General features: G+C 65.5%; 26 protein-coding genes. 6 read left to right on the forward strand and 20 right to left on the reverse strand.

What is annotated here, in order from left to right; translation table 11 throughout:
• Nucleotide 1: 1 nt before the first annotated feature.
• Complete coding sequence (locus tag Q0330_RS09210; protein ID WP_299477709.1) at nt 2-3,070, reverse strand: hypothetical protein; 3,069 nt, start codon at nt 3,068-3,070, stop codon at nt 2-4.
• Between the two features lie 142 nt (nt 3,071-3,212).
• Here Q0330_RS09210 and Q0330_RS09215 point away from each other — a divergent pair, with 142 nt between their 5' ends.
• The gene (locus Q0330_RS09215; protein WP_299477712.1) at nt 3,213-3,995 is read left to right on the forward strand and encodes an SIMPL domain-containing protein; all 783 of its coding nucleotides are present in this window, start codon (nt 3,213-3,215) and stop codon (nt 3,993-3,995) included.
• Between the two features lie 43 nt (nt 3,996-4,038).
• Here Q0330_RS09215 and Q0330_RS09220 read toward each other — a convergent pair whose 3' ends face one another.
• Nucleotides 4,039-5,325, reverse strand: coding sequence for an O-acetylhomoserine aminocarboxypropyltransferase/cysteine synthase family protein (locus Q0330_RS09220; RefSeq protein WP_299477715.1), 1,287 nt, complete (start codon nt 5,323-5,325; stop codon nt 4,039-4,041).
• A gap of 190 nt (nt 5,326-5,515) precedes the next feature.
• Between Q0330_RS09220 and hisC the strand changes: the two genes are divergently transcribed.
• Together hisC and Q0330_RS09230 are read left to right on the forward strand one after the other, a co-directional pair.
• Nucleotides 5,516-6,619 carry a histidinol-phosphate transaminase gene (hisC, locus tag Q0330_RS09225; protein ID WP_299477719.1) on the forward strand — a complete coding sequence of 368 codons (1,104 nt, stop codon included), beginning with the start codon at nt 5,516-5,518 and terminating at the stop codon, nt 6,617-6,619.
• Nucleotides 6,616-7,551 carry a prephenate/arogenate dehydrogenase family protein gene (locus Q0330_RS09230; RefSeq protein ID WP_299477722.1) on the forward strand — a complete coding sequence of 312 codons (936 nt, stop codon included), beginning with the start codon at nt 6,616-6,618 and terminating at the stop codon, nt 7,549-7,551. The genes hisC and Q0330_RS09230 overlap by 4 nt, the downstream gene beginning before the upstream one ends.
• Here the strand turns inward: Q0330_RS09230 and Q0330_RS09235 are convergent.
• Nucleotides 7,548-8,543, reverse strand: coding sequence for an adenosine kinase (locus Q0330_RS09235; protein ID WP_299477725.1), 996 nt, complete (start codon nt 8,541-8,543; stop codon nt 7,548-7,550). The genes Q0330_RS09230 and Q0330_RS09235 overlap by 4 nt on opposite strands.
• Entirely contained in the window at nt 8,540-9,193 is a 654-nt protein-coding gene (nth, locus tag Q0330_RS09240; RefSeq protein WP_299477728.1) for an endonuclease III, read from the reverse strand. Before nth ends, Q0330_RS09235 begins: the two co-directional genes overlap by 4 nt.
• Nucleotides 9,194-9,415: 222 nt before the next feature.
• Here nth and Q0330_RS09245 point away from each other — a divergent pair, with 222 nt between their 5' ends.
• Complete coding sequence (locus Q0330_RS09245) at nt 9,416-10,075, forward strand: OmpA family protein (protein ID WP_299477731.1); 660 nt, start codon at nt 9,416-9,418, stop codon at nt 10,073-10,075.
• A 206-nt stretch (nt 10,076-10,281) separates the two neighbouring features.
• Entirely contained in the window at nt 10,282-11,337 is a 1,056-nt protein-coding gene (locus tag Q0330_RS09250) for a saccharopine dehydrogenase NADP-binding domain-containing protein (protein WP_299477734.1), read from the forward strand.
• Nucleotides 11,338-11,416: 79 nt separating this feature from the next.
• On the opposite strand, the gene Q0330_RS09255 is transcribed toward Q0330_RS09250, so the two are convergent.
• The 5 genes from Q0330_RS09255 to Q0330_RS09275 form a co-directional block, all read right to left on the reverse strand.
• Nucleotides 11,417-11,971 carry a F0F1 ATP synthase subunit B gene (locus Q0330_RS09255; protein WP_299477737.1) on the reverse strand — a complete coding sequence of 185 codons (555 nt, stop codon included), beginning with the start codon at nt 11,969-11,971 and terminating at the stop codon, nt 11,417-11,419.
• Nucleotides 11,971-12,618 (reverse strand): F0F1 ATP synthase subunit B', encoded by a 648-nt coding sequence (locus Q0330_RS09260; protein WP_299477740.1) that lies wholly within the window; start codon nt 12,616-12,618, stop codon nt 11,971-11,973. The genes Q0330_RS09255 and Q0330_RS09260 overlap by 1 nt, the downstream gene beginning before the upstream one ends.
• Nucleotides 12,619-12,693: 75 nt before the next feature.
• A complete protein-coding gene (locus Q0330_RS09265; protein ID WP_101498791.1) occupies nt 12,694-12,918 on the reverse strand; it encodes a F0F1 ATP synthase subunit C in 225 nt (74 codons plus the stop codon).
• A 57-nt stretch (nt 12,919-12,975) separates the two neighbouring features.
• Nucleotides 12,976-13,716 (reverse strand): F0F1 ATP synthase subunit A, encoded by a 741-nt coding sequence (locus Q0330_RS09270; protein WP_299477745.1) that lies wholly within the window; start codon nt 13,714-13,716, stop codon nt 12,976-12,978.
• Complete coding sequence (locus Q0330_RS09275) at nt 13,706-14,065, reverse strand: AtpZ/AtpI family protein (protein ID WP_299477747.1); 360 nt, start codon at nt 14,063-14,065, stop codon at nt 13,706-13,708. The genes Q0330_RS09270 and Q0330_RS09275 overlap by 11 nt, the downstream gene beginning before the upstream one ends.
• A 195-nt stretch (nt 14,066-14,260) precedes the next feature.
• On the opposite strand from Q0330_RS09275, the gene Q0330_RS09280 reads away from it, so the two are divergent.
• Complete coding sequence (locus Q0330_RS09280) at nt 14,261-14,611, forward strand: metalloregulator ArsR/SmtB family transcription factor (RefSeq protein WP_299477750.1); 351 nt, start codon at nt 14,261-14,263, stop codon at nt 14,609-14,611.
• Nucleotides 14,612-14,696: 85 nt separating this feature from the next.
• Here the strand turns inward: Q0330_RS09280 and Q0330_RS09285 are convergent, their stop codons facing one another.
• From Q0330_RS09285 to Q0330_RS09335, 11 genes are all read right to left on the reverse strand, one after another.
• Entirely contained in the window at nt 14,697-14,822 is a 126-nt protein-coding gene (locus Q0330_RS09285) for a hypothetical protein (protein ID WP_299477753.1), read from the reverse strand.
• Nucleotides 14,823-14,922: 100 nt separating this feature from the next.
• The gene (locus tag Q0330_RS09290; protein WP_299477755.1) at nt 14,923-15,702 is read right to left on the reverse strand and encodes a succinate dehydrogenase iron-sulfur subunit; all 780 of its coding nucleotides are present in this window, start codon (nt 15,700-15,702) and stop codon (nt 14,923-14,925) included.
• Nucleotides 15,703-15,787: 85 nt separating this feature from the next.
• The gene (locus Q0330_RS09295) at nt 15,788-16,111 is read right to left on the reverse strand and encodes a hypothetical protein (protein ID WP_299477757.1); all 324 of its coding nucleotides are present in this window, start codon (nt 16,109-16,111) and stop codon (nt 15,788-15,790) included.
• Nucleotides 16,111-16,482 (reverse strand): hypothetical protein, encoded by a 372-nt coding sequence (locus Q0330_RS09300; protein ID WP_299477759.1) that lies wholly within the window; start codon nt 16,480-16,482, stop codon nt 16,111-16,113. Before Q0330_RS09300 ends, Q0330_RS09295 begins: the two co-directional genes overlap by 1 nt.
• The gene (gene sdhA / locus Q0330_RS09305) at nt 16,482-18,323 is read right to left on the reverse strand and encodes a succinate dehydrogenase flavoprotein subunit (RefSeq protein WP_299477761.1); all 1,842 of its coding nucleotides are present in this window, start codon (nt 18,321-18,323) and stop codon (nt 16,482-16,484) included. The genes Q0330_RS09300 and sdhA overlap by 1 nt, the downstream gene beginning before the upstream one ends.
• Nucleotides 18,324-18,330: 7 nt before the next feature.
• Nucleotides 18,331-18,723, reverse strand: coding sequence for a succinate dehydrogenase (locus tag Q0330_RS09310; protein ID WP_299477763.1), 393 nt, complete (start codon nt 18,721-18,723; stop codon nt 18,331-18,333).
• Nucleotides 18,724-18,732: 9 nt separating this feature from the next.
• On the reverse strand, nt 18,733-19,122 hold the full coding sequence (gene sdhC / locus Q0330_RS09315) for a succinate dehydrogenase, cytochrome b556 subunit (RefSeq protein WP_299477765.1): 390 nt from the start codon (nt 19,120-19,122) through the stop codon (nt 18,733-18,735).
• 194 nt (nt 19,123-19,316) lie between these two features.
• Nucleotides 19,317-19,925, reverse strand: coding sequence for a hypothetical protein (locus Q0330_RS09320; protein WP_299477767.1), 609 nt, complete (start codon nt 19,923-19,925; stop codon nt 19,317-19,319).
• Nucleotides 19,926-19,933: 8 nt separating this feature from the next.
• Nucleotides 19,934-20,140, reverse strand: a complete 207-nt coding sequence (locus Q0330_RS09325) for a DUF1737 domain-containing protein (RefSeq protein ID WP_299477770.1) — start codon at nt 20,138-20,140, stop codon at nt 19,934-19,936.
• Between the two features lie 12 nt (nt 20,141-20,152).
• On the reverse strand, nt 20,153-20,707 hold the full coding sequence (locus tag Q0330_RS09330) for an NnrU family protein (RefSeq protein WP_299477773.1): 555 nt from the start codon (nt 20,705-20,707) through the stop codon (nt 20,153-20,155).
• Nucleotides 20,708-20,776: 69 nt separating this feature from the next.
• Nucleotides 20,777-21,532: a sulfite exporter TauE/SafE family protein gene (locus Q0330_RS09335; protein ID WP_299477776.1), complete on the reverse strand. Its 756-nt coding sequence runs from the start codon at nt 21,530-21,532 to the stop codon at nt 20,777-20,779.
• Between the last annotated feature and the right edge of the window lie 41 nt (nt 21,533-21,573).

Here is a 21,573-nt window from a genome sequence, read left to right on the forward strand (position 1 = left end):
ATTAACGCCCGTTGAGAATCGGCAAGCTATATTCGCGCCCTGCCTTCACATATTTCAACCCACCATCGCCGATCGAGGAGATCTGCCCGCCATTGATCTTGTCGCCCAACCGCACGGTAACGATGCGCCCGTTGCGCAGCCGGATCAGGCCCCGGCTGGCCTTGCCCGCACCGACGGTGCCGATCAACTGGGTCGCGTTCAGGTCGATCCCCTTGGCCGTCGCCGAATTCGCGACCGAGCCACTGGTCGGCGCGCTTTCGGCCGAGGCGACCTCGGGTTCGTTATCGACCTCGGGCGGGCGATAGGTCTGGTTCTTGCGCGCGGCGGCGGCGGCTTCCGCCTCGGCCTGGGCGCGGGCGCGGGCTTCGGCTGCGGCCTTGGCCTGGGCGGCGGCGCGCGCATCCGAGGCGGCGCGTTCACGGACCCGCTGCTCGGCCTGGCGCTGCAATTCGTCGTCCAGCTTGCGGCGTTCGGCCAGCGCCGCCGCCTCTGCCTCAGCCTTGGACTGGCCGGCATTCTGCGCGGGTTCGGGCGCCAGCGTGCCTTCGCTGCCGGTGCCTGCGCCTGCCGCGCTCGCGGTGGCCGAGGCCCCGCCGCCGCCGCGATTGCCGCGCCATGCGGGCCGGGCCGAGCTGGTCAGCGGCAGCAGCGCCACCTTCCCCGGCACGGCAGAGGAATTGGACACGGCAGCCGCAATCGCCTGTTCAACTGCGGCATCGGTCGCCTGCGAGGTTCCGGCGCGACGCGCGGGCCGGGCCGAGCTTTTCAGCGAAGCCGACCGGCTGGCGGATGATGGCGCCGCCTGAACCGCTGCCGGTGCGGCGGCGGTCGCCGCACGGGCCGCAGGGCGATTGCCGCCAATCGCCTCGCTGACCGCGGCATCGACCGCCGAAGCGCTCGCATCGCTGGCGGTGGGACGGCGAACCGGGCGGACCTCGGCCAGGCGGACCAGCACAGGGGCCTGCGGCGTCGCAAGCCCGTCCCAGGGGCGATCCATATGCGCGATCATCGCGTTCCGCTCACGGATCGAGAACAGCGCCAACTGCTGGGGGGGAAGCTCGCGGGACGCAAATTTGCGGGCCTCGAATTGACGAAGCGCCGGCTGCAATTGCAGCGCGGCGCCATCGGCCGAGGATTGCGTGCCAGGTTTCGGCGGTGGCCGCGTGCCGGTCGGTTCGGGCTGGGCGCGCCGCTCAAACGGCTGAGGGCTGCGTGGAACGGCGGGCCTTGGATCGGGCGAGGCTGCCACCGGCGCATTGCGGGACGGCGCCGTCCTGGGTCGGGCGGAGCGGACGAGCGTCGCGCTTGCCGGAGCGCCCGGATTGGCACCGCTGACGGTAGGCGCCGGGCTGGAAGCCGCAGGGCGAGAGGTTGGGCGGACAGCCGAGGGCGCCGGTTGCGCCGCCTCTCGACGCGGCGCGACAGAGGCAGAGGCAGAGGCAGAGGCAGGCTGGATCGCTCGGCGGGCGATATTCTGTGGCCGCGCCGGCGGACGGGCCGCGCCAGTCACCGCAGGCGCGACCGCAGGTGCCGCGCGCGCAGTCGCCGCTGACGGCGCCACCGGGTCGGGTACGTTAGCGGAGGCCTCCGGCTGCGGCGCCGGCTCCAAGACGGGCGGCGGTGCGGTCGCATAGGCCGCCGCCACGGCTGCCGCGATGGCAGCCTCGGTCGGTGCCGTGATGTCCGAAACCGCTGCCGGTCCCGTTTCAGCGGGTGTCGAAACTGCGGTCAGCGATTGCGCCGCCGTGGCCACGGCGGCGGGCGCAGGAACCTGCATCTCTGCGGGGGGCGGTGTCGTTTCAGCCGGTCCGCCCGGCGCGACAATTGCGGTCTCGGCCAGGGGGGCAAGCTCGGCAGGTGGCACTGCAACGGGCATTTCCTGCTGCGGTGCGACCGCTTCCGCAACGGCGGCAACCGTCGCCTCTGCCGCAGGTGCCGCGACCTGAGGTGCCGGCGCTTCAACCGGCGCGGGATCCTGACCGATCACCACGGCCGAGATACCAAGCCCGAGGACCAACAGGCCGATCAGCGGCAAGGCCCCGCCAAGCCCGCTGCGCCGGCCAGCCTTGACCGGAGGGCGCGGATTGGCGGCAGCGGTGGGACGGGCCTTGCGGGCCTCGGCTGCGCGCTCGTGAAACAGGCGGGCGCGTTCGGGCAGCGGCTTCTTCGGTCGGGCTTCGGCAGCCTTGGGCCTGGCATCAGGCGGCGCGGCGATCTCGGTCACGGGATCCGGGACCGTTGCCGCAGCATTGTCCATTCCCGTCCCGATCGGCTCTTCGCCGCGCAGAATGATCGAGCCGAGATTGACGGAACCGACGACAGGCTCGGCCCTGACCGTCGGGGGCGGTGGCGGCGCGACAACGCGCGCCGGGGCATCGGCCAACACATGCGGGGTAATGCGCGACAGGATCGGCGCCGCCAAGACCGGCAACCGGGCAGGCATGACCCCAGCCAATGGCTCGGCGGCAGGCAGATCAGCAATCGGGGCAGAAAGTTCCGCCCCTTTCGGTTGGGTATCGGCCAGTTCGGTCAGTTCGGCACTGGCAAGCTCCCATTCGGCAGCAAGGCCGGTGGCACCGAAATCCGGGGCGCACGGAAAGCGCCCGTCCGAAGGTGCTGCGACGAAGCGACTGGGGGCGAAGCCGTGGCGGACGGCGAAATCCTCGGCCTCCTGCAGGGTCTGGCGGGTGACGGCGGCGATGCGGACCGTGGCCCCCGGCGCGGCATCGGCGGGGGCATAGTCGAAGGCCAGCTCGTCCACGCGGTAAGGCGTCAGCCCGTCCAGCCCGGCCAGAACCGCAGCCCGGGTATCGCCGCCGGGCGGCAGCACGAGATCGGTATAGAGGATCTGTTCCTCGGGGATGACCAGTTCCACGCCGGGCGCATTGGCGGCGCGCAATTGCCGGATGAACTGGCCGAGGCCATCGCGCAGACCATTGTCGAAAACCGCCTTGCCCAGCTCGGCCCAGGCGCTGCCATGGCGGTGCAAAAGCAGCACCCCATCGGGCTGAAAGCCCAATGCGAAATCCCCGCCACGGGCCGAAGCCCCTGTAACCATCTGCTCGTTCATCTGCTCTGCCTTTGTCGGCCGGCGTTGTTTTTTTCATGAATACCCCGAACCGGCCCGCATGGGAAGGACGCGCGCAGTTGTGATCGAACAAATCCGCCGCAACCGGCGTTGTCGCCCGACGAATGAACAGTGAGGAATACCGATGTCAGCCCTTCCCCCCCGCCAAATCGCGCTGCTTGCCGGCGCAGCCCTTGCCGCATTGCTGGCCGCGCCGGCCATGGCCGCCCCCGGCCCATGCAACATGCCCGCTGTGCTCAGCGTCTCAGGCCACGGCGAATCGCGGGTCGCACCCGACCAGATGATGATCTCGCTTGGCGTCACCACCCAAGCCAAGACGGCGGCACAGGCGATGCAGGACAATGCCGACCGCCAGCAGGCGGTGCTGGATGCGCTGCGGCAGGCGGGGTTGGCGGATGGCGACATCCAGACCTCGGGCCTGTCGCTGAACCCGATGATGAACTATCCCTCGGAGGGCGGGGCACCCTCGATCGACGGCTATATAGCGCAGAATCTGGTGAATGTGCGCGTGACCGACATCGCCCGCGCCGGCGAGGTGCTGGACGGCATCGTTGCCGCCGGGGCGAACGAGATGCAGGGGATCCGCTTCATCCGCGAGGATTCGCAGGCAGCCGAGGACGCCGCCCTGCAGGCCGCCGTCGCCGATGCCAGCCACCGCGCCAGCGTCATGGCCGCCGCCGCCGGGGTCGAGCTTGGCCCCATCCTGCGCATCGGCGAACCGAAGGCCGACATGGTCTCTCCCGGTCCGTCGGTCATGCGCGCCATGGCCGCAGCGGATGCGAAAAGCATCCCCGTCGAAGGGGGCGAGCTGGTCTTCACCGCCGATGTCGATGTCAGCTTTTCGCTGGCCGGCGCGGCCTGCGCCATGCCGATGCAGGATCAGGCACCCGCAGCCCCGGCCAATTGACCGAAGGACCCGGCCGGATCGCCCCGGCCGGGTCATACATGGTTCAGGCGCTCGCCGCCGCCAGTGCCTGATCGAGATCGGCGATCAGGTCGCCCGCATCCTCGATCCCGATGGACAGGCGCACCACATCCGGCCCCGCCCCCGCCGCGATCTTCTGCGCGTCGGTCAACTGGCTATGGGTGGTCGAGGCGGAATGGATCACCAGCGAGCGCGCATCGCCCAGATTGGCGACATGGCTGAACAGCTTCAGGCTGTCGACCAGCTTCACCGCCGCGTCATATCCGCCCTTCAGCGAGAAGGTGAAGAGCGCCCCGGCCCCTTTCGGATAGACCCGCTTCGCCGTCGCATTCCAGGGCGAGGAAGCCAGCCCGGCATAGCTGACGGAGTTGACGCGCGGATCGGCCTCCAGCCATTCGGCGACCTTCTGGGCGTTTTCGACATGCTTCGGCATCCGCAGGCCAAGCGTCTCGATCCCCATCAGCGTGTAATGGGCGCCCTGCGGGTTCATCGTCATGCCGAGGTCGCGCAACCCGATGGCAATGCCATGGAAGGTGAAGGCCATGGGGCCAAGCGCTTCGTGGAATTTCAGCCCGTGATAGGCGGGCTCGGGTTCGGACAGCGACGGGAACTTTCCGCTGGCCGACCAGTCGAACTTGCCGCTGTCGACGACGACGCCGCCGGTCACGGTGCCATTGCCGGTCATGTATTTGGTCAGGCTGTGCACAACCAGCGTCGCGCCCATCTCGATCGGACGGCACAGCGCCGGGGTGGCCAGCGTATTGTCGACGATCAGCGGGATGCCGGCCCCGTCGGCGATCTTCGCGATGGCCGGAATGTCGGTCACATAGCCCGCCGGGTTCGAGATCGATTCGCAGAAGATCGCCCGAGTGTCGTCGTCGATGGCCGCCTTCACCGCCGCCGGATCGTCGAGATCGACGAATTTGCAGCCCCAGCCGAAACGCTTGATGGTCTGGCTGAACTGGGTGACGGTGCCGCCGTAAAGCCGGGTCGAGGCGACGATGTTCTTGCCCGGCCCCATCAGCGGGAACAGCGCCATGATCTGCGCCGCATGGCCCGAGGAACAACACACCGCCCCGGCGCCGCCTTCCAGATCGGCGATGCGCGCCTGCAGCGCGGCAATGGTCGGGTTGGTCAGCCGCGAATAGATATAGCCGACCTCCTGCAGGGCGAACAGCTTCGCGGCGTGATCGGCATCGCGGAAGACATAGGCCGTGGTCTGATAGATCGGCACCTGCCGGGCGCCCGTCGCCGGATCGGGGGGCGTGCCGGCATGGATGGCGCGCGTGTCGAAGCCCAGTTCATCGCTCATGATACTCTCCCTTGGTGTGACGGCACCATATGGCGCGCCGGACCGGCGACGCAATGTTGAATTGGCCCTTCTGACCGGGCAGCGCGGCGACAGGGTGACGCGGCACTGCCACGCCGGCGCAAAAGCCGACAAGCGCGCTTTCCAAGCCCCCTGACCCCGGCTAAGTATCGCAGGCCAGAAGGAGACAGCCATGTCCGATCAGTCCAGTATCCAGCCGCAACCCGGCATCATGGAGATCGCGCTTTACGTCAGTGGTGCGGCAAAGGTCGAAGGGCGCGATCAGGTGGTCAAGCTGTCCGCGAACGAAAACCCCTACGGCCCCTCGGACAAGGCGCGCGAGGCGGTAACCCGTGCTGCGCATCAGATGCACCGCTATCCGAATACCGATCACGCCGGGCTGCGGGCTGCGATTGGCGAGGTCCACGGCCTCGATCCCGACCGGATCATCTGCGGCGTTGGCTCTGACGAGGTGCTGCAATTCGCTGCCCAGTGCTTTGCCGGACCGGGGGACGAGGTCATCATGACCGAGCATGGTTTCTCCATGTATCCGATCCTGACCCGCGCCGCCGGTGCGACCCCGATCACCGTGGCCGAGGACGCGCGGCGGGTGAATGTCGATGCAACTCTTGATGCGGTGACCGAGAAGACCCGGCTCGTTTTCCTGACCAACCCCGGCAACCCCACGGGCACCATGCTGCCCGAGGCCGATCTGCGCCGGCTGGCCGAAGCCCTGCCCGCCAATATCCTGCTCATCCATGACGGCGCCTATACGGAATTCGCGGGCGATGATTTCCGACTGGATTTCGAACTGGCCGATGCCTTCACGAACGTGCTCTCCACCCGCACGTTTTCCAAGATCTACGGGCTGGGCGGGCTGAGGATCGGCTGGGGTTACGCCCCACGTCCGCTGATCGACGTCATGAACCGCGTGCGCCAGCCCTTCAACCTGTCGGTGATCCAGCTTGCGGCGGCCGAAGCCGCGATGCGCGACCAGTCCCATGTCGCCCGCTGTCGCGCCGATAACGCCAAGTGGCGCGCCTGGCTGCAACAGGCGCTGACCGATATCGGCGTCGGCTGCGACGAGAGCCATGCCAATTTCGTTCTGGCCCGCTTCGCCGACGAGGCGACGGCGAATGCCTGCGACGAGGCGCTGAAACAGGATGGGCTGATCGTGCGACGGGTTGCCGGCTATGGGCTGCCGAACTGCCTGCGTATCACCGTAGGCGACGAGCCGTCCTGCCGGCGCGTCGCCCATGTCATTGGCCGTTTCATGGCCGAAAGGGGGGCGGCATGAGCGCCATCTACCAGAAGGTCGCCCTGATCGGGCTGGGGCTGATCGCCGGCTCCATCTCGCTGGCCGCGCGTCAGGCCGGGGTCGTGGACAAGATCAGCGGCACCGCCCGCAGCGCCAAGACCCGCGCCGCCGCCCGCGACCTGAAACTGGTCGACGAAGTGACCGACAACGCCGCCGCCGCCGTGCGCAATGCCGATCTGGTCATCCTCTGCGTGCCGGTGGGTGCCATGGGCAAGGTCATGTCCGAGATCAAGCCGCATCTGAAACCCGGCGCGGTGGTGACCGATGTGGGCTCTGTCAAGCAGGAGGTGATCGCCCAAGTCTCGCCGCATCTGCCGCCGCATGTCCATTTCATCCCCGGTCACCCGCTGGCCGGGACCGAGCATTCCGGCCCCTATTCCGGCTTTGCCGAACTGTTCGAGAACCGCTGGTGGCTGCTGACCCCCCTGCCCGACACCGACCCGTCCGAGGTCTCGCGCCTGCGCCGCTTCATTCGCGCGCTCGGCGCCAATGTCGAGGATATGGAGCCCGCGCATCACGACCTCGTTCTGGCCGTGACCAGCCACACACCGCACCTGATCGCCTATACGATGGTGGGCGTGGCCGATCACCTGAAGCGGGTGACGGAATCCGAGGTAATCAAGTATTCCGCCGCCGGTTTCAGGGATTTTACCCGGATCGCGGCCTCGGATCCGACCATGTGGCGCGACGTGTTCCTGACCAACAAGGAGGCGGTGCTGGACATCCTCGGCCGCTTCACCGAGGAGCTGTTCATGCTGCAACGCGCAATCCGCATGGGCGATGGCGAGCAGCTGCACGAATATTTCACCCGCACCCGCGCCATCCGCCGCGGCATCATCGAGGCCGGTCAGGATACCGCCGCGCCCGATTTCGGACGCGGCGCCAAGGCTTCGCCCCCCAAGGAGGGCTAGATCAGCCCGGCCTTCTGGAAATCCTCCAGCAGGTCGCGCTCGGGCCGGGCGCCGACATGGCTGATCACCTCGGAGGCGGCCATCACCGCCATGCGCCCGGCAGTTTCCAGGTCGCAGCCCGAGGCCAGGCCGAAGATCAGCCCGGCGGCGAACTGGTCGCCCGCGCCGGTCGCATCGACCGGGGTCACGCGATGGACCGGCACCTCGACCCGCTTGCCGCGCCGGAACAGCAGCGCCGGATCGCCCGAACGGGTGCAGATCACCGTGTCGCAATCCGTCGTCGCCAGCCGCAGCGCCTCGTCGATATTGGTCTGGTAGAGCGATTCCCATTCGTGGACATTGCCGATGACGTAATCCATCGACTGCGAGACCAGCTTGCGGAAATCGTCGCGATGCCGGTCGACGCAGAAAGGATCGGAGAGCGCGATACCGGCCTGCCCGCCAGCCCGGTGACAGGCATTGGCCGCCGCGAGGAAAGCCGCTTTCCCGGCCGGCTTGTCGAACAGATAGCCTTCAAGGAACAGCCACTTGTTGCCCGCAAACACGGCCTCGTCGACATCGTCGGGGCCGAGATTGGCCGAAATGCCGAGATAGGTGTTCATCGAGCGTTCGCCATCCGGGGTCACGAAGATGATCGAGCGCGAGGTCGGCAGCTTGCCGCCAGCGACCGGGGCATTGACGAAGCTCGTCCCCTCGGCCTCGGTGTCGCGGGCATAGGCCTGACCCAATTCGTCATCGGCGACGCGCCCGATGAAGGCGGTCTTCAGCCCCAGCCGGCCGATCCCGGCCAGCGTATTGGCGACCGAGCCGCCCGGCACCAGCCGCGCCTTGCCGCGCCGCGCCTGCTGGGCCAGCAGGAATTCCGAGCGTTCGCGCTCGACAAGCTGCATGATGCCCTTCTCGACCTCCAGCGATTGCAGGTCGTCATCCTCGATGGATGCGATCACGTCGATAATGGCATTGCCGATGCCGATCACCTCGAAAGCGGTCATTCGGTCTTCTCCTCATTGGGGCAGAGATCGTTGATGGGGCAGATCCGGCAGCGCGGCCGCCGGGCCTGACAGACATAGCGTCCATGCAGGATCAGCCAGTGATGGGCGTTCTGCTGGAACGGCGCGGGAATATTGTCCTCGATGGCGCGCTCGACCTCGTCCACGTCGCGGCCCGGCGCGATGCGGGTGCGGTTGCCGACGCGGAAGATATGCGTATCGACCGCCTGCGCCGGCACCCCGAAGACCGAGTTCAGCACCACATTCGCGGTCTTGCGCCCCACCCCCGGCAGCGACATCAGCGCCGCCCGGCTGGAGGGCACCTCGCCGGCATAATCCTCGACCAGAATGCGCGACAGCTTCATCACGTTCTTCGCCTTCTGCCGGAACAGGCCGATGGTCTTGACGTGATCGAGAAGCGCGTCCTCGCCCAGATCCAGCATCTGCTGCGGCGTCGTGACGGCGGCAAACAGCGCCTCGGTCGCCCGGTTGACCCCAGCATCGGTGGCCTGCGCCGACAGCGCCACCGCGACCAGAAGCTGATAGGCATTCTGGTGATGCAATTCGGTGACCGGCGCCGGATCGGCATCGCGCAGGCGCGAGAAGATCGCGACCTGATCGGCATAGGGCAAGGGGGCGGGTAGACGGGCCATATGCGCCTCTTGCCCGGCCCGTCCGGGCAGTTCAAGCCAAGATCGCGCCCAGTTGCGCAGGACGGCCCCGGCTTTTCAGGAAGATGTGACCCGATTCCAGCCGATTACTGCCCATCCCGCTAGGCAAGTGCCGGAACCTGTGGAATGATGCCGGCGTTTACAGCGCAAGGTATGCCGGGACGGCACCTCGATATAACGATACGGAAAGGCTACGGAATGAACATGCGTGTTTCGCTTCTTCTCGGCGCAGCGAGCGTCATGGCGCTTGGCGCCTGCGCGACCAACCCCGATGGCTCGACGGGCACCACCCTCAGCCAGACCCAGCAGGGCGCGCTGATCGGTGCCGCGGCCGGCGGCCTTTATGGCGCCACGCGCGACAGCGACAAGAACAATCAGGGCAAGGACTTCCTGAAGGGGGCCGTGCTTGGTGCCGCCGCCGGCGCCGTCGTCGGCAATATCATCGAGGCCCAGGAAAAGCAGCTGCGCCAGGTCATGACCTCGCCCGGCGTGCAGATCATCAATCACGGCGATTACCTGCAGGTCATCATGCCCTCGGGCCTGCTCTTCGCCTCGGACAGCGCCGCGATCTCGGGTCAGGCGCAGAACGACCTTTACGGTCTGGCGCAGAGCCTGAACCAGTATCCGAACAGCCGGGTCGAGATCTATGGCCATACCGACTCGACCGCGTCGGATGCGCATAACATGGACCTGTCGCAGCGCCGCGCGCAATCGGTCGGCGGCATCCTGACCGCCGCCGGCGTCTCGTCCTCGCGGCTGGTCATGGTCGGTCGCGGCGAAAGCCAGCCGGTCGCCTCGAACGACAGCGAAGGCGGCCGCGCCCAGAACCGCCGCGTCGAGATCCTGATCCGCCCGACCAACTGATCGCCAAGGCAGAACGAACCGAAAGGCCGGGCCAGGCGCCCGGCCTTTTTGCTGCGCGATGCCGGATGACGTAACGGAATCCCCCCATATCCGGCCTTCCCCCGGTTCGGGGCCCGCAGCGGCATTGCGACACAGCCAGGCCGCGCCCATGTCTCGTTCATCAGAAAGAGATACGATTTCACGACAGCATTGGGACGGAGGCCGACATGACCGAGATGATGATCTATGGCGCTTATGGCTATACGGGCGAATTGACCGCGCGCGAGGCGGTCGAGCGTGGAGAGCGCCCGATCCTCGCCGGACGCAGCGAAAGCAAGGTGAAACCGCTGGCCGTGGAACTGGGGCTGGGTTGGCGCGCCTTCGATGTGGCCGATGCAGCAAACCATATGGCGGGCGTCGGCGTGCTGCTGAACTGCGCCGGCCCCTTCGCCCGCACCGCACCGCCCTTGATCGACGCCTGCATCGAGGCCGGGGTGCATTATGTCGACATCACCGGCGAAATGCCGATCTTCGAATATTGCAGCAAGCGCAGCACCGATGCACAGGCGGCGGGGGTGATCCTGTGTCCCGGTGCGGGCTTCGATATCGTCCCGACCGATTGCCTTGCCGCCGCGCTGAAGGAACGCCTGCCCGAGGCCGAGACCATCAATCTCGGCTTCTCCTTCGGCACCAAGCCGAGCGTCGGCACCGCCACCACCGCCATCGGCGCCCTGCAGGAGGGCGGCATGATCCGGCGCGATCACAAGCTGGTGCCGGTCGGCAACGGCTATCGCATCCGCCGCCTGCCCTTCCCGGAAGGCGCGCAATGGTCGATGACCCTACCCTGGGGCGATGTCTATACCTCTGGCATCTCGACCGGGGTGCCGAATGGCATGGTCTATGCGGCAGTGCCCCTGTCGCTGGCGCTGGCAATGCGCGTCACCTCGCCCTTCCGCCGCCTGGCCGCGAAACCCGCGATCCGCAACCGGCTGGAGCGGATGGTCAAGAAATCCTTCGCCGGCGGCCCAGATGAACAGGCCCGCGCCAATCAGCGCACCGAGTTCTGGGGCGAGGCCATAGCCCCCGATGGCAAACGGGTGGCGCTGCATTTCTCGGCCCCGAACGTCTACAGCCTAACCGTCGATACCTCGCTGGAGATCGCGCTCTGGTCGCTGCGTCAGCAGGGGCATTCGGGCTATGCCACGCCCTCGATGCTGCTCGGGCCGGGCTTCATCACCAGCCGCCCCGGCGTGTCCGACATGACCGAGGTCGCTGCGGCCTGAGCGCAAGGGCAAAGCAAAGGAAAAGGCCCGGCGTCTCGCGACGGCCGGGCCTTCATGCTCCCTGTCCCTCGGGATATTGTCAGTGCAGGCGCGCAGCCACTTCTGCGATGGCATCGTCGATGCCGGCACTGCGGTCCGCCGCGGCACCCTGCTGACGCAGGACCTCGCCGGCGGCGGCAACGGCGGTCTGCACGGCGCTGTTGCGCACCGCACGGATGGCATCGCTTTCGGCCGAAGCGATCTGATCCTCGGCCGCTTTCAGGCGGCGCTGAATCGAGGTTTCCAGATCGGCCTTGGCCTTGTCGGCCTGGGCGATCGCCTCGCGCTTGGCATTGGCGACGATCTCGTCGGCCTGGGTCTTCACCTCGCGCTGACGGCGCTCATAGGTGGCATAGACCTCCTGCGCTTCCTCGCGCAGGCGCTTGGCCTCCTCAAGGTCGGCACGGATACCCTCGGCCCGCTTGTCCAGCAGGCCGCCGATGATCTGCGGCACCTTGAAATAGACCAGGATGCCGACGAAGATCAGGAAGGCGATGGTGACGATGAAGTCGGTATTGTGCAGGCTGAAGAACGGACCCGAGGCGGCAAGCGCCGGGGTCGCCGACAGCGACAGGAAAACAGCGAGCTTCTTCATCACACGGCCCCTTTCAGACGGGCATCGACGGCGGCGTCGATTGCGCTGTCATCGGCTTTGCCCCCGAAGGTGCGCACCAGTTCGGCCGTAACCTCGCGGGCGACGCTGCGGGCATCGGCGGTGGCGCTGTCGCGGATCGCACCGATGCGCCTTTCGGATTCCACCGAACGGGCGGAAATTTCGGCATCGGCCTTGGCGATGGCGGCATCCAGATCCTTCTGGATATCGGCCTTCTGGGCAGCGATGATCTTGTTGGCTTCGGCCCGGGCATCCGACAGCGCCTGACCGTAAGCGGCCTCGGCCTCCTTGGCCTTCTTCTTGTATTCCTCGGCCTGCATCAGGTCGCCGGTGATGACACCCTGCCGGTCCGAGATGACCCCGGCGATCCGGGGCAGCGCGATTTTCGACAGCACCCAGTAGAGCAGCGCCAGCGTCACCAGCAGCCAGAAGATCAGGTTGCCGAAATACTGGGTATCCAGCTGCGGCATACCGACCGCATGCTGGGCAGCCTCGGCGGCATGACCTGCGGCTTCAGCGCCATGGCCGGCAGCGGCCTCGGCACCATGGGCGGCATTCTCGCCGACCACCACCGTCTCGGTTTCGATTTCGACGACCGTGACGGCCGCCTCTTGCAATAGGCTGAACATGTCCTACCTCTGGCCGTTCAAGTTACAATCGGGTGGGGCCTTTCCGCCCCACCCAACCGCAAGGATGGCAGGGGATCAGACTGCGAACAGCAGCAGCAGCGCAACCAGGAACGAGAAGATGCCGAGCGCTTCCGCGAAGGCCATGCCGATGAACAGCGTGGCGGTCTGCGAAGCGGCAGCCGACGGGTTGCGCAGGGCGCCCGACAGGTAGTTACCGGCAACATTGCCCACACCGATGGCGGCGCCCGCCATACCGATGCATGCGAGACCGGCGCCCAGATACTGACCCATTTGTTCCATGTTTCTTGCTCCTTGAGGCTTATGGAATTGACGATTGATGAACCTTGACCCGAGCCGTCAGTGCGACGGATGTAGCGCGTCCTTCAGATAGACGCAGGTCAGGATGGTGAAGACATAGGCCTGGATGATCGCAACGAGGATCTCCAGCCCGTAGACACCGACGATGCCGAGGATGGCCAGCGGCGCGATCCAGATCACGGCGGCGAAGGCGGCGAAGACCTTGATCACGGCGTGACCGGCCATGACGTTGCCGGCAAGTCGGATGGAATGGCTGACCGGGCGCACGAAATAGGAAATCACCTCGATCAGCGCCAGCACCGGGCGCAGCGCCAGGGGCGCCGAGGTGACCCAGAACAGGCCCAGGAAATGGGTGCCGTTCTTGACGAAGCCCAGCACGGTCACGCCGATGAAGACGAACAGCGCCAGCACCGCCGTCACCGCGATATGCGAGGTGGTCGAGAAGCTTTTCGGCAGCAGGCCCAGATAGTTCGAGAAGACGATGAAGCAGAACAGCGTCATCACATAGGGGAAATACCGCAGCCCGTCCTTGCCGCAGATGTCTTCCAGCATCTTGTAGACCATGCCGTAAGTCATCTCGGCGATGGACTGGACCCGGCTCGGGATCACGGCGCGGCCACGGGTGCCGAAGACCAGAAGCGCGATGACCGCGATCAGCGTCAGCGCGAACCACAGCGTCGCATTGGTCGGGGTGTACCAGTGAATCGGGCCATCGCCGAAAAGCGGCTTGACCATGAACTGATCCATCGGGTGGAAGGCAAGGCCGGTTTCAGTCGCCACGTGTGTCATCCCTCGCTTGCGGCAGGTCGCCCTGCCCGTCTTCGGCAGCCTTGCGCTGCAATTCCTCGGCGGTGCGCAGCATCACCTTGATGCCGGCCGCCAGCCCCAGAAGCAGGAACAGGACCAGAAAGATCGGCATGGTGCCGAAAACACTGTCCAGTCCGAAGCCGATTGCGAACCCGATCCCGAGTCCCGAAACCAGCTCGATCACCATTCGCCAGGCCGTGTCGGCATGGCGCATCGTGATCCTCGCATTCGAGGGCGCCTTCGGGGTCTTAACCTGCGCCAACCGCTCTTCCAGCCGCCTCAGCCGTTCCGGATCGGGCGAACCGTGGTCGCGATCGGGCAAGATTCACACCCCTGTTATCTCGGGGCGGTGATAGGGGCCGGGGCCGTCCGAGTCAAGCAGAACAGGGAAGTCTATAACATGTTGAAATCATTGGATCAGATTTGCATCCCGCCACGGCCGGGCCCGGTTGCACCGCCCCCACCCTTGCCGCATAATTCAACCGCATGGTTGACTATCAAGGCCCCGATTTCCCCGATGAGCGATCCCGAACAGCGCCTCGATCAGATCTTCTCCGCCCTCGCCGACCCGACGCGGCGGCGAATCCTGGCGATGCTGCTGGAGGACGACATGGCCGTCAGCGACGTGGCCGCCCCCTTCGAGGTCAGCCTGGCGGCGGTGTCAAAACACCTCGTCGTGCTGGCGGGCGCCGGGCTGATCCGGCAGGAACGCCGCGGCCGTATCACCTGGTGCCAGATCGACCCCGAGGGGTTGCGCCACGCCTCGATCTGGATGCAGGGCTTCGGGCAGTTCGATCCGGTCGATCTGGACGATTTCGAAAGGTATCTGGCCAGATCACTGGCTGATGAGGATCAGGCCGCTGACTGACGGAGCTGATACAGTCACCATTGCACCGAACAACCAGATTTCAAAGATGCGCCGCCGCGAATCCGTCCCGACGGCGCATCTGGTTTCAGGCAGCGTCGGCCAGCATCTGCGGCATCGGCTCATAGGTATAATAGGCAAACATCTGCTCCAGCACGGCAAGCGCCGTCTTGGGGTCAGGTTTGCGGATCGGAGTCGGTTTGGAGTTGGTCATTGGTCGAACCTCGGTAACGTGGTTCCTCCCGACCCAAAGATAACGCCGCGTCGCAGCAAAATCAAGCTGCAACGCGGCGCAAGCCCTGTGACAGATCGGCTCAGACGATGCGATCGACCAGCATATGCTTGATCTCGGCGATGGCCTTCGCCGGGTTCAGCCCCTTCGGGCAGGTATTGGTGCAGTTCATGATCGTGTGGCAGCGATAAAGCTTGAACGGGTCTTCAAGCTGGTCCAGCCGCTCGGGCGTGGCCTCGTCGCGGCTGTCGATGATCCAGCGATAGGCCGCCAGCAGCGTCGCCGGGCCAAGATACTTGTCGCCGTTCCACCAGTAGCTCGGGCAGGAGGTCGAGCAGGAGGCGCACATGATGCATTCATAGAGCCCGTCCAGCTTCCGGCGATCCTCGATGGACTGCTTCCACTCCTTGCCGGGGGTCGGCGACTTGGTGATCAGATAGGGGTTGATCGAGGCGTGCTGCGCATAGAAATGCGTCAGATCCGGGATCAGGTCCTTGACCACCGCCATATGCGGCAGCGGATAGATGTTCACGTCGCCGCTCACCTCGTCGATGCCGTAGATGCAGGCGAGGTGGTTGCCGCCGTCGATATTCATCGCGCAGGAACCGCAGATCCCTTCCCGGCAGGAACGGCGGAAGCTCAGCGTCGGGTCGATCTCGGACTTGATCTTGATCAGCGCGTCCAGAACCATCGGCCCGCATTTGTCGAGATCGACGAAATAGGTGTCGAGGCGCGGGTTCTCGCCCGTATCCGGGTCCCAGCGATAGATCTTGAACTTGCGCAGATTGGTCGCGCCTTCCGGCTTCGGCCAGGTCTTGCCGACCCGGATCTGGCTGTTCTTGGGAAGCGAAAACTCGACCATGTCAGGCTCCTTTCTTCTGGGCCCTGCGGACCTGGAAGGCGTCGAATTGCGGGTTATGCCGCGCCGGGCTGCGTCGCGACATGTCTTAGCGGTTTCCCGACCAGGCGGGCTGGTCGTAAAGCGGGCGCGAGGGCAACTGGCCGGATCGGCGCTGCACACAGCTCGCGTAAACCTCGGCCGGGTCACGACCCATGATATAGTCGGACGAGACCGAAAGCTCGAACCGTCCGAATGTATGCGTTCCATTGCGCCCGCCGGTGCCGACACCCACGCCGACCATTCCTTCCGGGCCGGTCGCCGCGCGGGCATCGCTCAGGCAGACGCGTTCGGCATCCGCCAGCGACATCGGCGCGCAACCGGCAAGTGCCGCCGGGCCGATCATCGCTGCGAGGACTGCCGCCGGTCGCATCACGCCGTCGCCGCGACCTTGGCGATGCATTGCGTCGTATCGGGACGCTGCACGATGGTCGCCACCGAGGACGCCGCCGTGCCGGTATCGGTCACGCCGCGCGCCGCGATATCCGAAAGCTCTGCCATCGAGGCATTGTTGATGACGCAATCGGTATAGGGCGCGACATTGCGGCCCGGCAGGCGCTTGGCCATCTCGCGGTTCACGACATCGCGCGCCACGGCCCGGGTTGAATTGTCCAGCACCGTCGTCGTCGGCTGCGTCACCGGCGGCGGGGTCGGAATGGGCGAGGTCGGCTGGCTGGGCGGCACACGGGGCACACAGCCGGCAACAAGCGCGGCAGCGAGGCCGAGGGAAACAATAAGACGCATCAGTAAACCCTTTTCTTCGGTGCAATCTTCTTCAGATCGATACCACCTTCGGTTTCTTTCGTCAGCGGTTCAAGATGCACCGGCCGATAGGCCAGGGTCACATTATTGCCATCGACCCAGGCGAGGCTGTGCTTGCGCCATTCCTCGTCATGGCGATCCGGATAGTCCTCATGGGCATGGGCGCCGCGCGATTCCTTGCGCGCCTCGGCCGCGACGATGGTGGCCATCGCATTCGGCATGAGGTTGGTCAGCTCCAGCGTCTCCATCAGGTCGGTGTTCCAGATCAGCCCGTGATCGGTGACATGAAGATCGTCCAGCTTGGCGGCGATTTCCTTCATCTTCTCAACGCCTTCCGCCAGCGTCTTGTCGGTGCGGAACACCGCCGCGTCGGCCTGCATGGTGCGCTGCATCTCGCCGCGCAGCTGCGCCGTCGGGGTGCCGCCATTGGCGTAACGGATGCTGTCGAAACGGTCGAGGATCTTCTCGACCGCCGGCTTGTTGGTGGCCGGCACCGCGCTGTCGCGATCCACCACCTCGCCGGCCTTGATCGCCGCCGCGCGCCCGAAGACCACCAGGTCGATGAGCGAATTCGAGCCGAGGCGGTTGGCACCATGCACCGAAGCGCAGCCAGCCTCGCCCACGGCCATCAGGCCGGGGAAGACCGCATCGGGGTTCTTCTCGGTCGGGTTCAGAACCTCGCCCCAATAGTTCGTGGGAATGCCGCCCATATTGTAATGCACGGTCGGCAGGACCGGGATCGGCTCGCGGGTCACATCGACGCCGGCGAAGATCTTGGCCGATTCCGAGATGCCCGGCAGACGCTCGGCCAGGGTGGCCGGATCGAGATGCATCAGGTTCAGGAAGATATGATCCTTGTCGCCACCGACGCCACGGCCTTCGCGGATCTCGATGGTCATGCAGCGCGAAACCACGTCGCGCGAGGCCAGATCCTTGTAGGTCGGGGCGTAGCGTTCCATGAAACGCTCGCCTTCCGAATTGGTCAGGTAACCGCCTTCGCCGCGCGCGCCCTCGGTAATCAGGCAGCCCGAGCCATAGATGCCGGTCGGGTGGAACTGCACGAATTCCATGTCCTGAAGCGGCAGGCCGGCACGGGCGACCATGCCGCCACCGTCGCCGGTGCAGGTATGGGCGCTTGTTGCACTGAAATAGGCGCGACCGTAACCGCCGGTCGCCAGCACCACCATCTTGGCGTTGAAGACATGCATGGTGCCGTCGTCGAGCTTCCAGCAGACGACGCCGGTGCATTTGCCATCGGTGATGATCAGGTCGAGCGCGAAATACTCGATGAAGAATTCCGCGTTGTTCTTCAGCGACTGGCCGTAAAGCGTGTGCAGGATGGCGTGGCCGGTGCGGTCGGCGGCGGCGCAGGTGCGCTGCACCGGCGGGCCTTCGCCGAATTCGGTGGTATGGCCGCCGAAGGGGCGCTGATAGATCTTGCCCTCTTCGGTGCGCGAGAACGGCACGCCGTAATGTTCCAGCTCATAGACCGCCTTTGGGGCCTCGCGCGCCAGATATTCCATCGCGTCGGTATCGCCCAGCCAGTCCGAGCCCTTGACGGTGTCATACATGTGCCACTGCCAGCTGTCCGGGCCCATGTTCGACAGCGAGGCGGCGATGCCACCCTGCGCCGCCACGGTATGCGAACGCGTCGGGAAGACCTTGGTCACGCAGGCGGTGCGCAGCCCCTGCTCGGCCATGCCGAGCGTGGCGCGCAGGCCCGCGCCGCCGGCACCGACCACGACCACGTCGTAGTCATGCACCTCATAGGGATATTTCGTGCCGGCCGTTTCGGTCGCTTGGTTTTCGGTATTCTCGGACATGGGAACCTCAGACGGCCTGTGCGAAGGCAAGCTGGACGCGCGCCAACGCGAAAAGTGTCATGGCGATGACCACCCAGCCAAAAGCGGTGGACAGGATGATTGCGACCTTGCGGGCGGTATGTTCGAAATAATCGTCGATCATGATCCGCGTGCCCTTGATGAAATGCATCATCCCGAGCGTCATGAACAGCGCCACGACGATGGCCGGATAGGGCCGGGTGAAATACATCAGGATCTCGGCCCGTTCGGGCAATTGCAGGGCGGTGCCCATGACCATCAGGAAGGACGGCGTCAGCAGCGCCAATGCGACAGAACTGACCGTCATCCACCAGTGATGCGCGGTCCCGCTATGCGAGGCGCCCATTCCGATGGCGGCTTTACGAGGGGTGACGTAACGCATGGCTTCCCCTTACAGAAGATAGATGATGAGGCTGAGCAGGGTCAGAACGACCGAGCCGGCGACGATGGCGATGCTGCTCTTGCGGGCGGTCTCGATTTCCAGCCCTTCGCCTGCGTCATAGAAGAAGTGACGGATCCCGGCGAGGAAGTGATACCAGAGCGCCCAGGCGGAGCCGAGCAGGACGAGGAAGCCGAACCAGCTGCGGGTCAGCCAGTCGGCGCAGTCCCAGAGGCCGCCGCCGGCAGCGGCGCCGACCAGCCAGAAGGAGAGCAGCAGCAGGCCTGCAACCATGGCGTGCCCGGCGGCACGGTTCACGATCGAGGTGATCGCCGGCAGTGGCAGACGATAGACCTGCAGATGAGGTGAAAGCGGCCGGTTGCCCCGGTTCACATCAGCCATGTTATTCCCCTTCGGTCATTGCGGGCCCACGGCGGCAGCTGGCACGCGGGCTGGCTAGTTGGCACTTTCATAAGGCGTTTTACACCGCTGTCACGCCTAGTTGTCCAGAGTTTCAACGAAACAGGGCGAATTTTTAGCTTTGTGATCACGCATCGAACAGGTGTGATCACAAATACCTCTCACAGCTTCTACGCCTACATGACGTTGAAGAACCACGGGATCATCTTCAGAATCTGATCTCGGTCGAACGCCCCCGGACGAAGCTCGAATCTTGCCAGTCGACCGATGAGTTCGGGTCTGCCGACCACCTCCTCGACAGCGTGATATTCCGGTCGGACCAGGTAATCGTCCATCATCACGACCATCGGCGCCTGGCAGTTCAGCAGACATGCGGCAAGGCAGCCCATGCGAAAGCGGCCGTCAATCAGCACCAGATCCGGCGCAAAATCCTTGTCGGTCCAGAGCGCCTGCGGATAGGTCCAGAATTTCTGCCAGTTCCCCATATCGCTCGGCATGCTCCAACGCGCCGTGGGGCCTATATCGCAATGCACGAGCGTCAGCCTTGCCTGCCATTGCGGGGTGTTTTCATCGAGCCAGAGGCGCATTTTCTCAAGCCAAACGGCATCGGCTTCGACGCTGCGCAACCGGGCGCTGCAATCGGTCGCGGCAAAGGCGGTAGAACCGCCAGAGCCGTATTCACCGATGACGCGGGCCTTGCGATAAGCCTCGCAAACGGCCTCGGTTTCGTCGGGTGGCATGTAGATCGCCGGAAAGGGCGGCAGCTTCAGTGTCTGCGTCGACATGGCGGATGCTATTGCTCGCCCAGTTTCATGTCCGGGTGATACGCGCCCTCGATCTCCTTGGTGACGGCCTGCCCGCAGCGCATCACGCCGCGCGCCGAATCGAAGGCCATGGTGGCAGGGCCATGCAATTGCCAGCCTTTCGCCAGTGCCGCGCTGATCTTGTGGCAGAATGCCGAGGTGTCGTCCTCGGACAGGAAACGGTAAATCATCGCCATGCCGGCCCTCCTTCAGGCGCCAAAGGGATTGTAGCCGAGCCAGATGTGGATCAGCGCCACGACGCCATAGACAACCAGCGTGGCGAGGACGGCAATCCCCTCCTTTCGGATGGGAACCGGATGGGCGGGCGGCGTCCAGCCGGGCGTGGCACGGTTGATGACGACGATCTCGGTCATGGCCCAGGCCAGCAGCCCGCCGAACAGCACCAGCGAAGGCAGGTCGCCATTGACCAGCAGATGCGCAAAAGACCAGAGCGCGAAGCCCAGCAGTTGCGGGTGGCGCATGTGCCGGGTGATACCGGCCTTCATCCCCGAGGCGGCGTAAAGATAGAAGGCGATCAGCACCAGCAGGTTGTTGATTCCCTTCATCATTGCCGAAGGCCCCCACCAGACATCGTCCATCGGCGCGGCCCGATAGCCCCAGACCATCAGCACCACCGACAGGATCAGCGCCGCAGCGACGGCGCCTTTGCCGGCATCGCCCATGCTCTTTCGGGCCTGCGGGGCGAGGCGCTTGAACAGATGGGCGCCCCACCACAGGGCAAGACCGAGGATCAGAAGGAACATCTGGCTACTCCGCGCTGGATCGGTTCGGCGGCTTTTGTGGCATCATTCCGGGCTGGCGGCAATCTCTGCTCATGCGCCGGTCAGGGCGGCGACGCTGCTCCAGATCAGCCGGATCGAGACCAGAAGCAGCGCCCAGGTGATCAGCTTGTAGAACAGGTCCTGCGGGATGATTCGCAGCAGTTTCAGCCCCAGCCAGCCCCCCAGCACCGCCGGCAGGATCAACATGGCCGAGACCTTCAGGTTTGACGGGTTCAACTGCCCAAGGGCCGCATAGGGGATCAGCTTCACCGCGTTGACGATGGCGAAAAAGACAGTGGTAGTGCCGGCATAGAGCGTGCTGCTCATCCGCAGGGGCTGGGCATAGACCTGATAGGGCGGCGCCCCGGAATGGCTGACGAAACTGGTGTAACCGGCGACACCGCCCCAGAAATTCCCCGCCACCGGGTCGGGCGCGCGGGCGACACCGGCATCGCGCCGGATCAGCGCGTTCAGCGCGAAGGCCAGCCCGATCAGGCCGACGATCAGCATGACCACGTCGTCATTGACCAGATGCGCCGTTGCCCAGCCCAGCCCGATCCCCGCCATCGCCCCGGGCAGCAGCGTCATCAGCACCCGCCGGTCGAAGCTGCGCCGGAAGGCGATCAGCCCGCCGATGTCGGAGACGACATAGATCGGCAGCATGATCCCCGCCGCCACCACCGGCGACATGGTCAGCGCCATCATCGGCACCGCCATGGTGCCGACCATGCTCAGCCCGCCCTTGGACATGCCGACGGCAAGTGCCGCCAGGATCGCCAGAAGCCACGATGTTTGCGATAACTCCACCCTTCTTCCCCCTCAAGCCGCGAATCGCGCCTTGAAAGCGC

The organism is uncultured Paracoccus sp., assembly GCF_937873615.1.
GTDB lineage: Bacteria > Pseudomonadota > Alphaproteobacteria > Rhodobacterales > Rhodobacteraceae > Paracoccus.

Coding starts and splice junctions, on each gene's coding strand:
- Q0330_RS09265 (WP_101498791.1), bottom strand. CDS start 12,918: ATGGAACAAATGGGTCAGTATCTGGGCGCCGGTCTCGCATGCATCGGT.
- Q0330_RS09260 (WP_299477740.1), bottom strand. CDS start 12,618: ATGTTCAGCCTATTGCAAGAGGCGGCCGTCACGGTCGTCGAAATCGAA.
- Q0330_RS09220 (WP_299477715.1), bottom strand. CDS start 5,325: ATGAGCGATGAACTGGGCTTCGACACGCGCGCCATCCATGCCGGCACG.
- Q0330_RS09255 (WP_299477737.1), bottom strand. CDS start 11,971: ATGAAGAAGCTCGCTGTTTTCCTGTCGCTGTCGGCGACCCCGGCGCTT.
- sdhA (WP_299477761.1), bottom strand. CDS start 18,323: ATGTCCGAGAATACCGAAAACCAAGCGACCGAAACGGCCGGCACGAAA.
- Q0330_RS09250 (WP_299477734.1), top strand. CDS start 10,282: ATGACCGAGATGATGATCTATGGCGCTTATGGCTATACGGGCGAATTG.
- Q0330_RS09290 (WP_299477755.1), bottom strand. CDS start 15,702: ATGGTCGAGTTTTCGCTTCCCAAGAACAGCCAGATCCGGGTCGGCAAG.
- Q0330_RS09235 (WP_299477725.1), bottom strand. CDS start 8,543: ATGACCGCTTTCGAGGTGATCGGCATCGGCAATGCCATTATCGACGTG.
- Q0330_RS09215 (WP_299477712.1), top strand. CDS start 3,213: ATGTCAGCCCTTCCCCCCCGCCAAATCGCGCTGCTTGCCGGCGCAGCC.
- Q0330_RS09300 (WP_299477759.1), bottom strand. CDS start 16,482: ATGCGTCTTATTGTTTCCCTCGGCCTCGCTGCCGCGCTTGTTGCCGGC.
- Q0330_RS09230 (WP_299477722.1), top strand. CDS start 6,616: ATGAGCGCCATCTACCAGAAGGTCGCCCTGATCGGGCTGGGGCTGATC.
- hisC (WP_299477719.1), top strand. CDS start 5,516: ATGTCCGATCAGTCCAGTATCCAGCCGCAACCCGGCATCATGGAGATC.
- Q0330_RS09310 (WP_299477763.1), bottom strand. CDS start 18,723: ATGCGTTACGTCACCCCTCGTAAAGCCGCCATCGGAATGGGCGCCTCG.
- Q0330_RS09330 (WP_299477773.1), bottom strand. CDS start 20,707: ATGTTCCTTCTGATCCTCGGTCTTGCCCTGTGGTGGGGCGCCCATCTG.
- Q0330_RS09210 (WP_299477709.1), bottom strand. CDS start 3,070: ATGAACGAGCAGATGGTTACAGGGGCTTCGGCCCGTGGCGGGGATTTC.
- sdhC (WP_299477765.1), bottom strand. CDS start 19,122: ATGGCTGATGTGAACCGGGGCAACCGGCCGCTTTCACCTCATCTGCAG.
- Q0330_RS09245 (WP_299477731.1), top strand. CDS start 9,416: ATGCGTGTTTCGCTTCTTCTCGGCGCAGCGAGCGTCATGGCGCTTGGC.
- Q0330_RS09320 (WP_299477767.1), bottom strand. CDS start 19,925: ATGTCGACGCAGACACTGAAGCTGCCGCCCTTTCCGGCGATCTACATG.
- Q0330_RS09325 (WP_299477770.1), bottom strand. CDS start 20,140: ATGGCGATGATTTACCGTTTCCTGTCCGAGGACGACACCTCGGCATTC.
- Q0330_RS09285 (WP_299477753.1), bottom strand. CDS start 14,822: ATGACCAACTCCAAACCGACTCCGATCCGCAAACCTGACCCCAAGACG.
- nth (WP_299477728.1), bottom strand. CDS start 9,193: ATGGCCCGTCTACCCGCCCCCTTGCCCTATGCCGATCAGGTCGCGATC.
- Q0330_RS09295 (WP_299477757.1), bottom strand. CDS start 16,111: ATGCGACCGGCGGCAGTCCTCGCAGCGATGATCGGCCCGGCGGCACTT.
- Q0330_RS09280 (WP_299477750.1), top strand. CDS start 14,261: ATGAGCGATCCCGAACAGCGCCTCGATCAGATCTTCTCCGCCCTCGCC.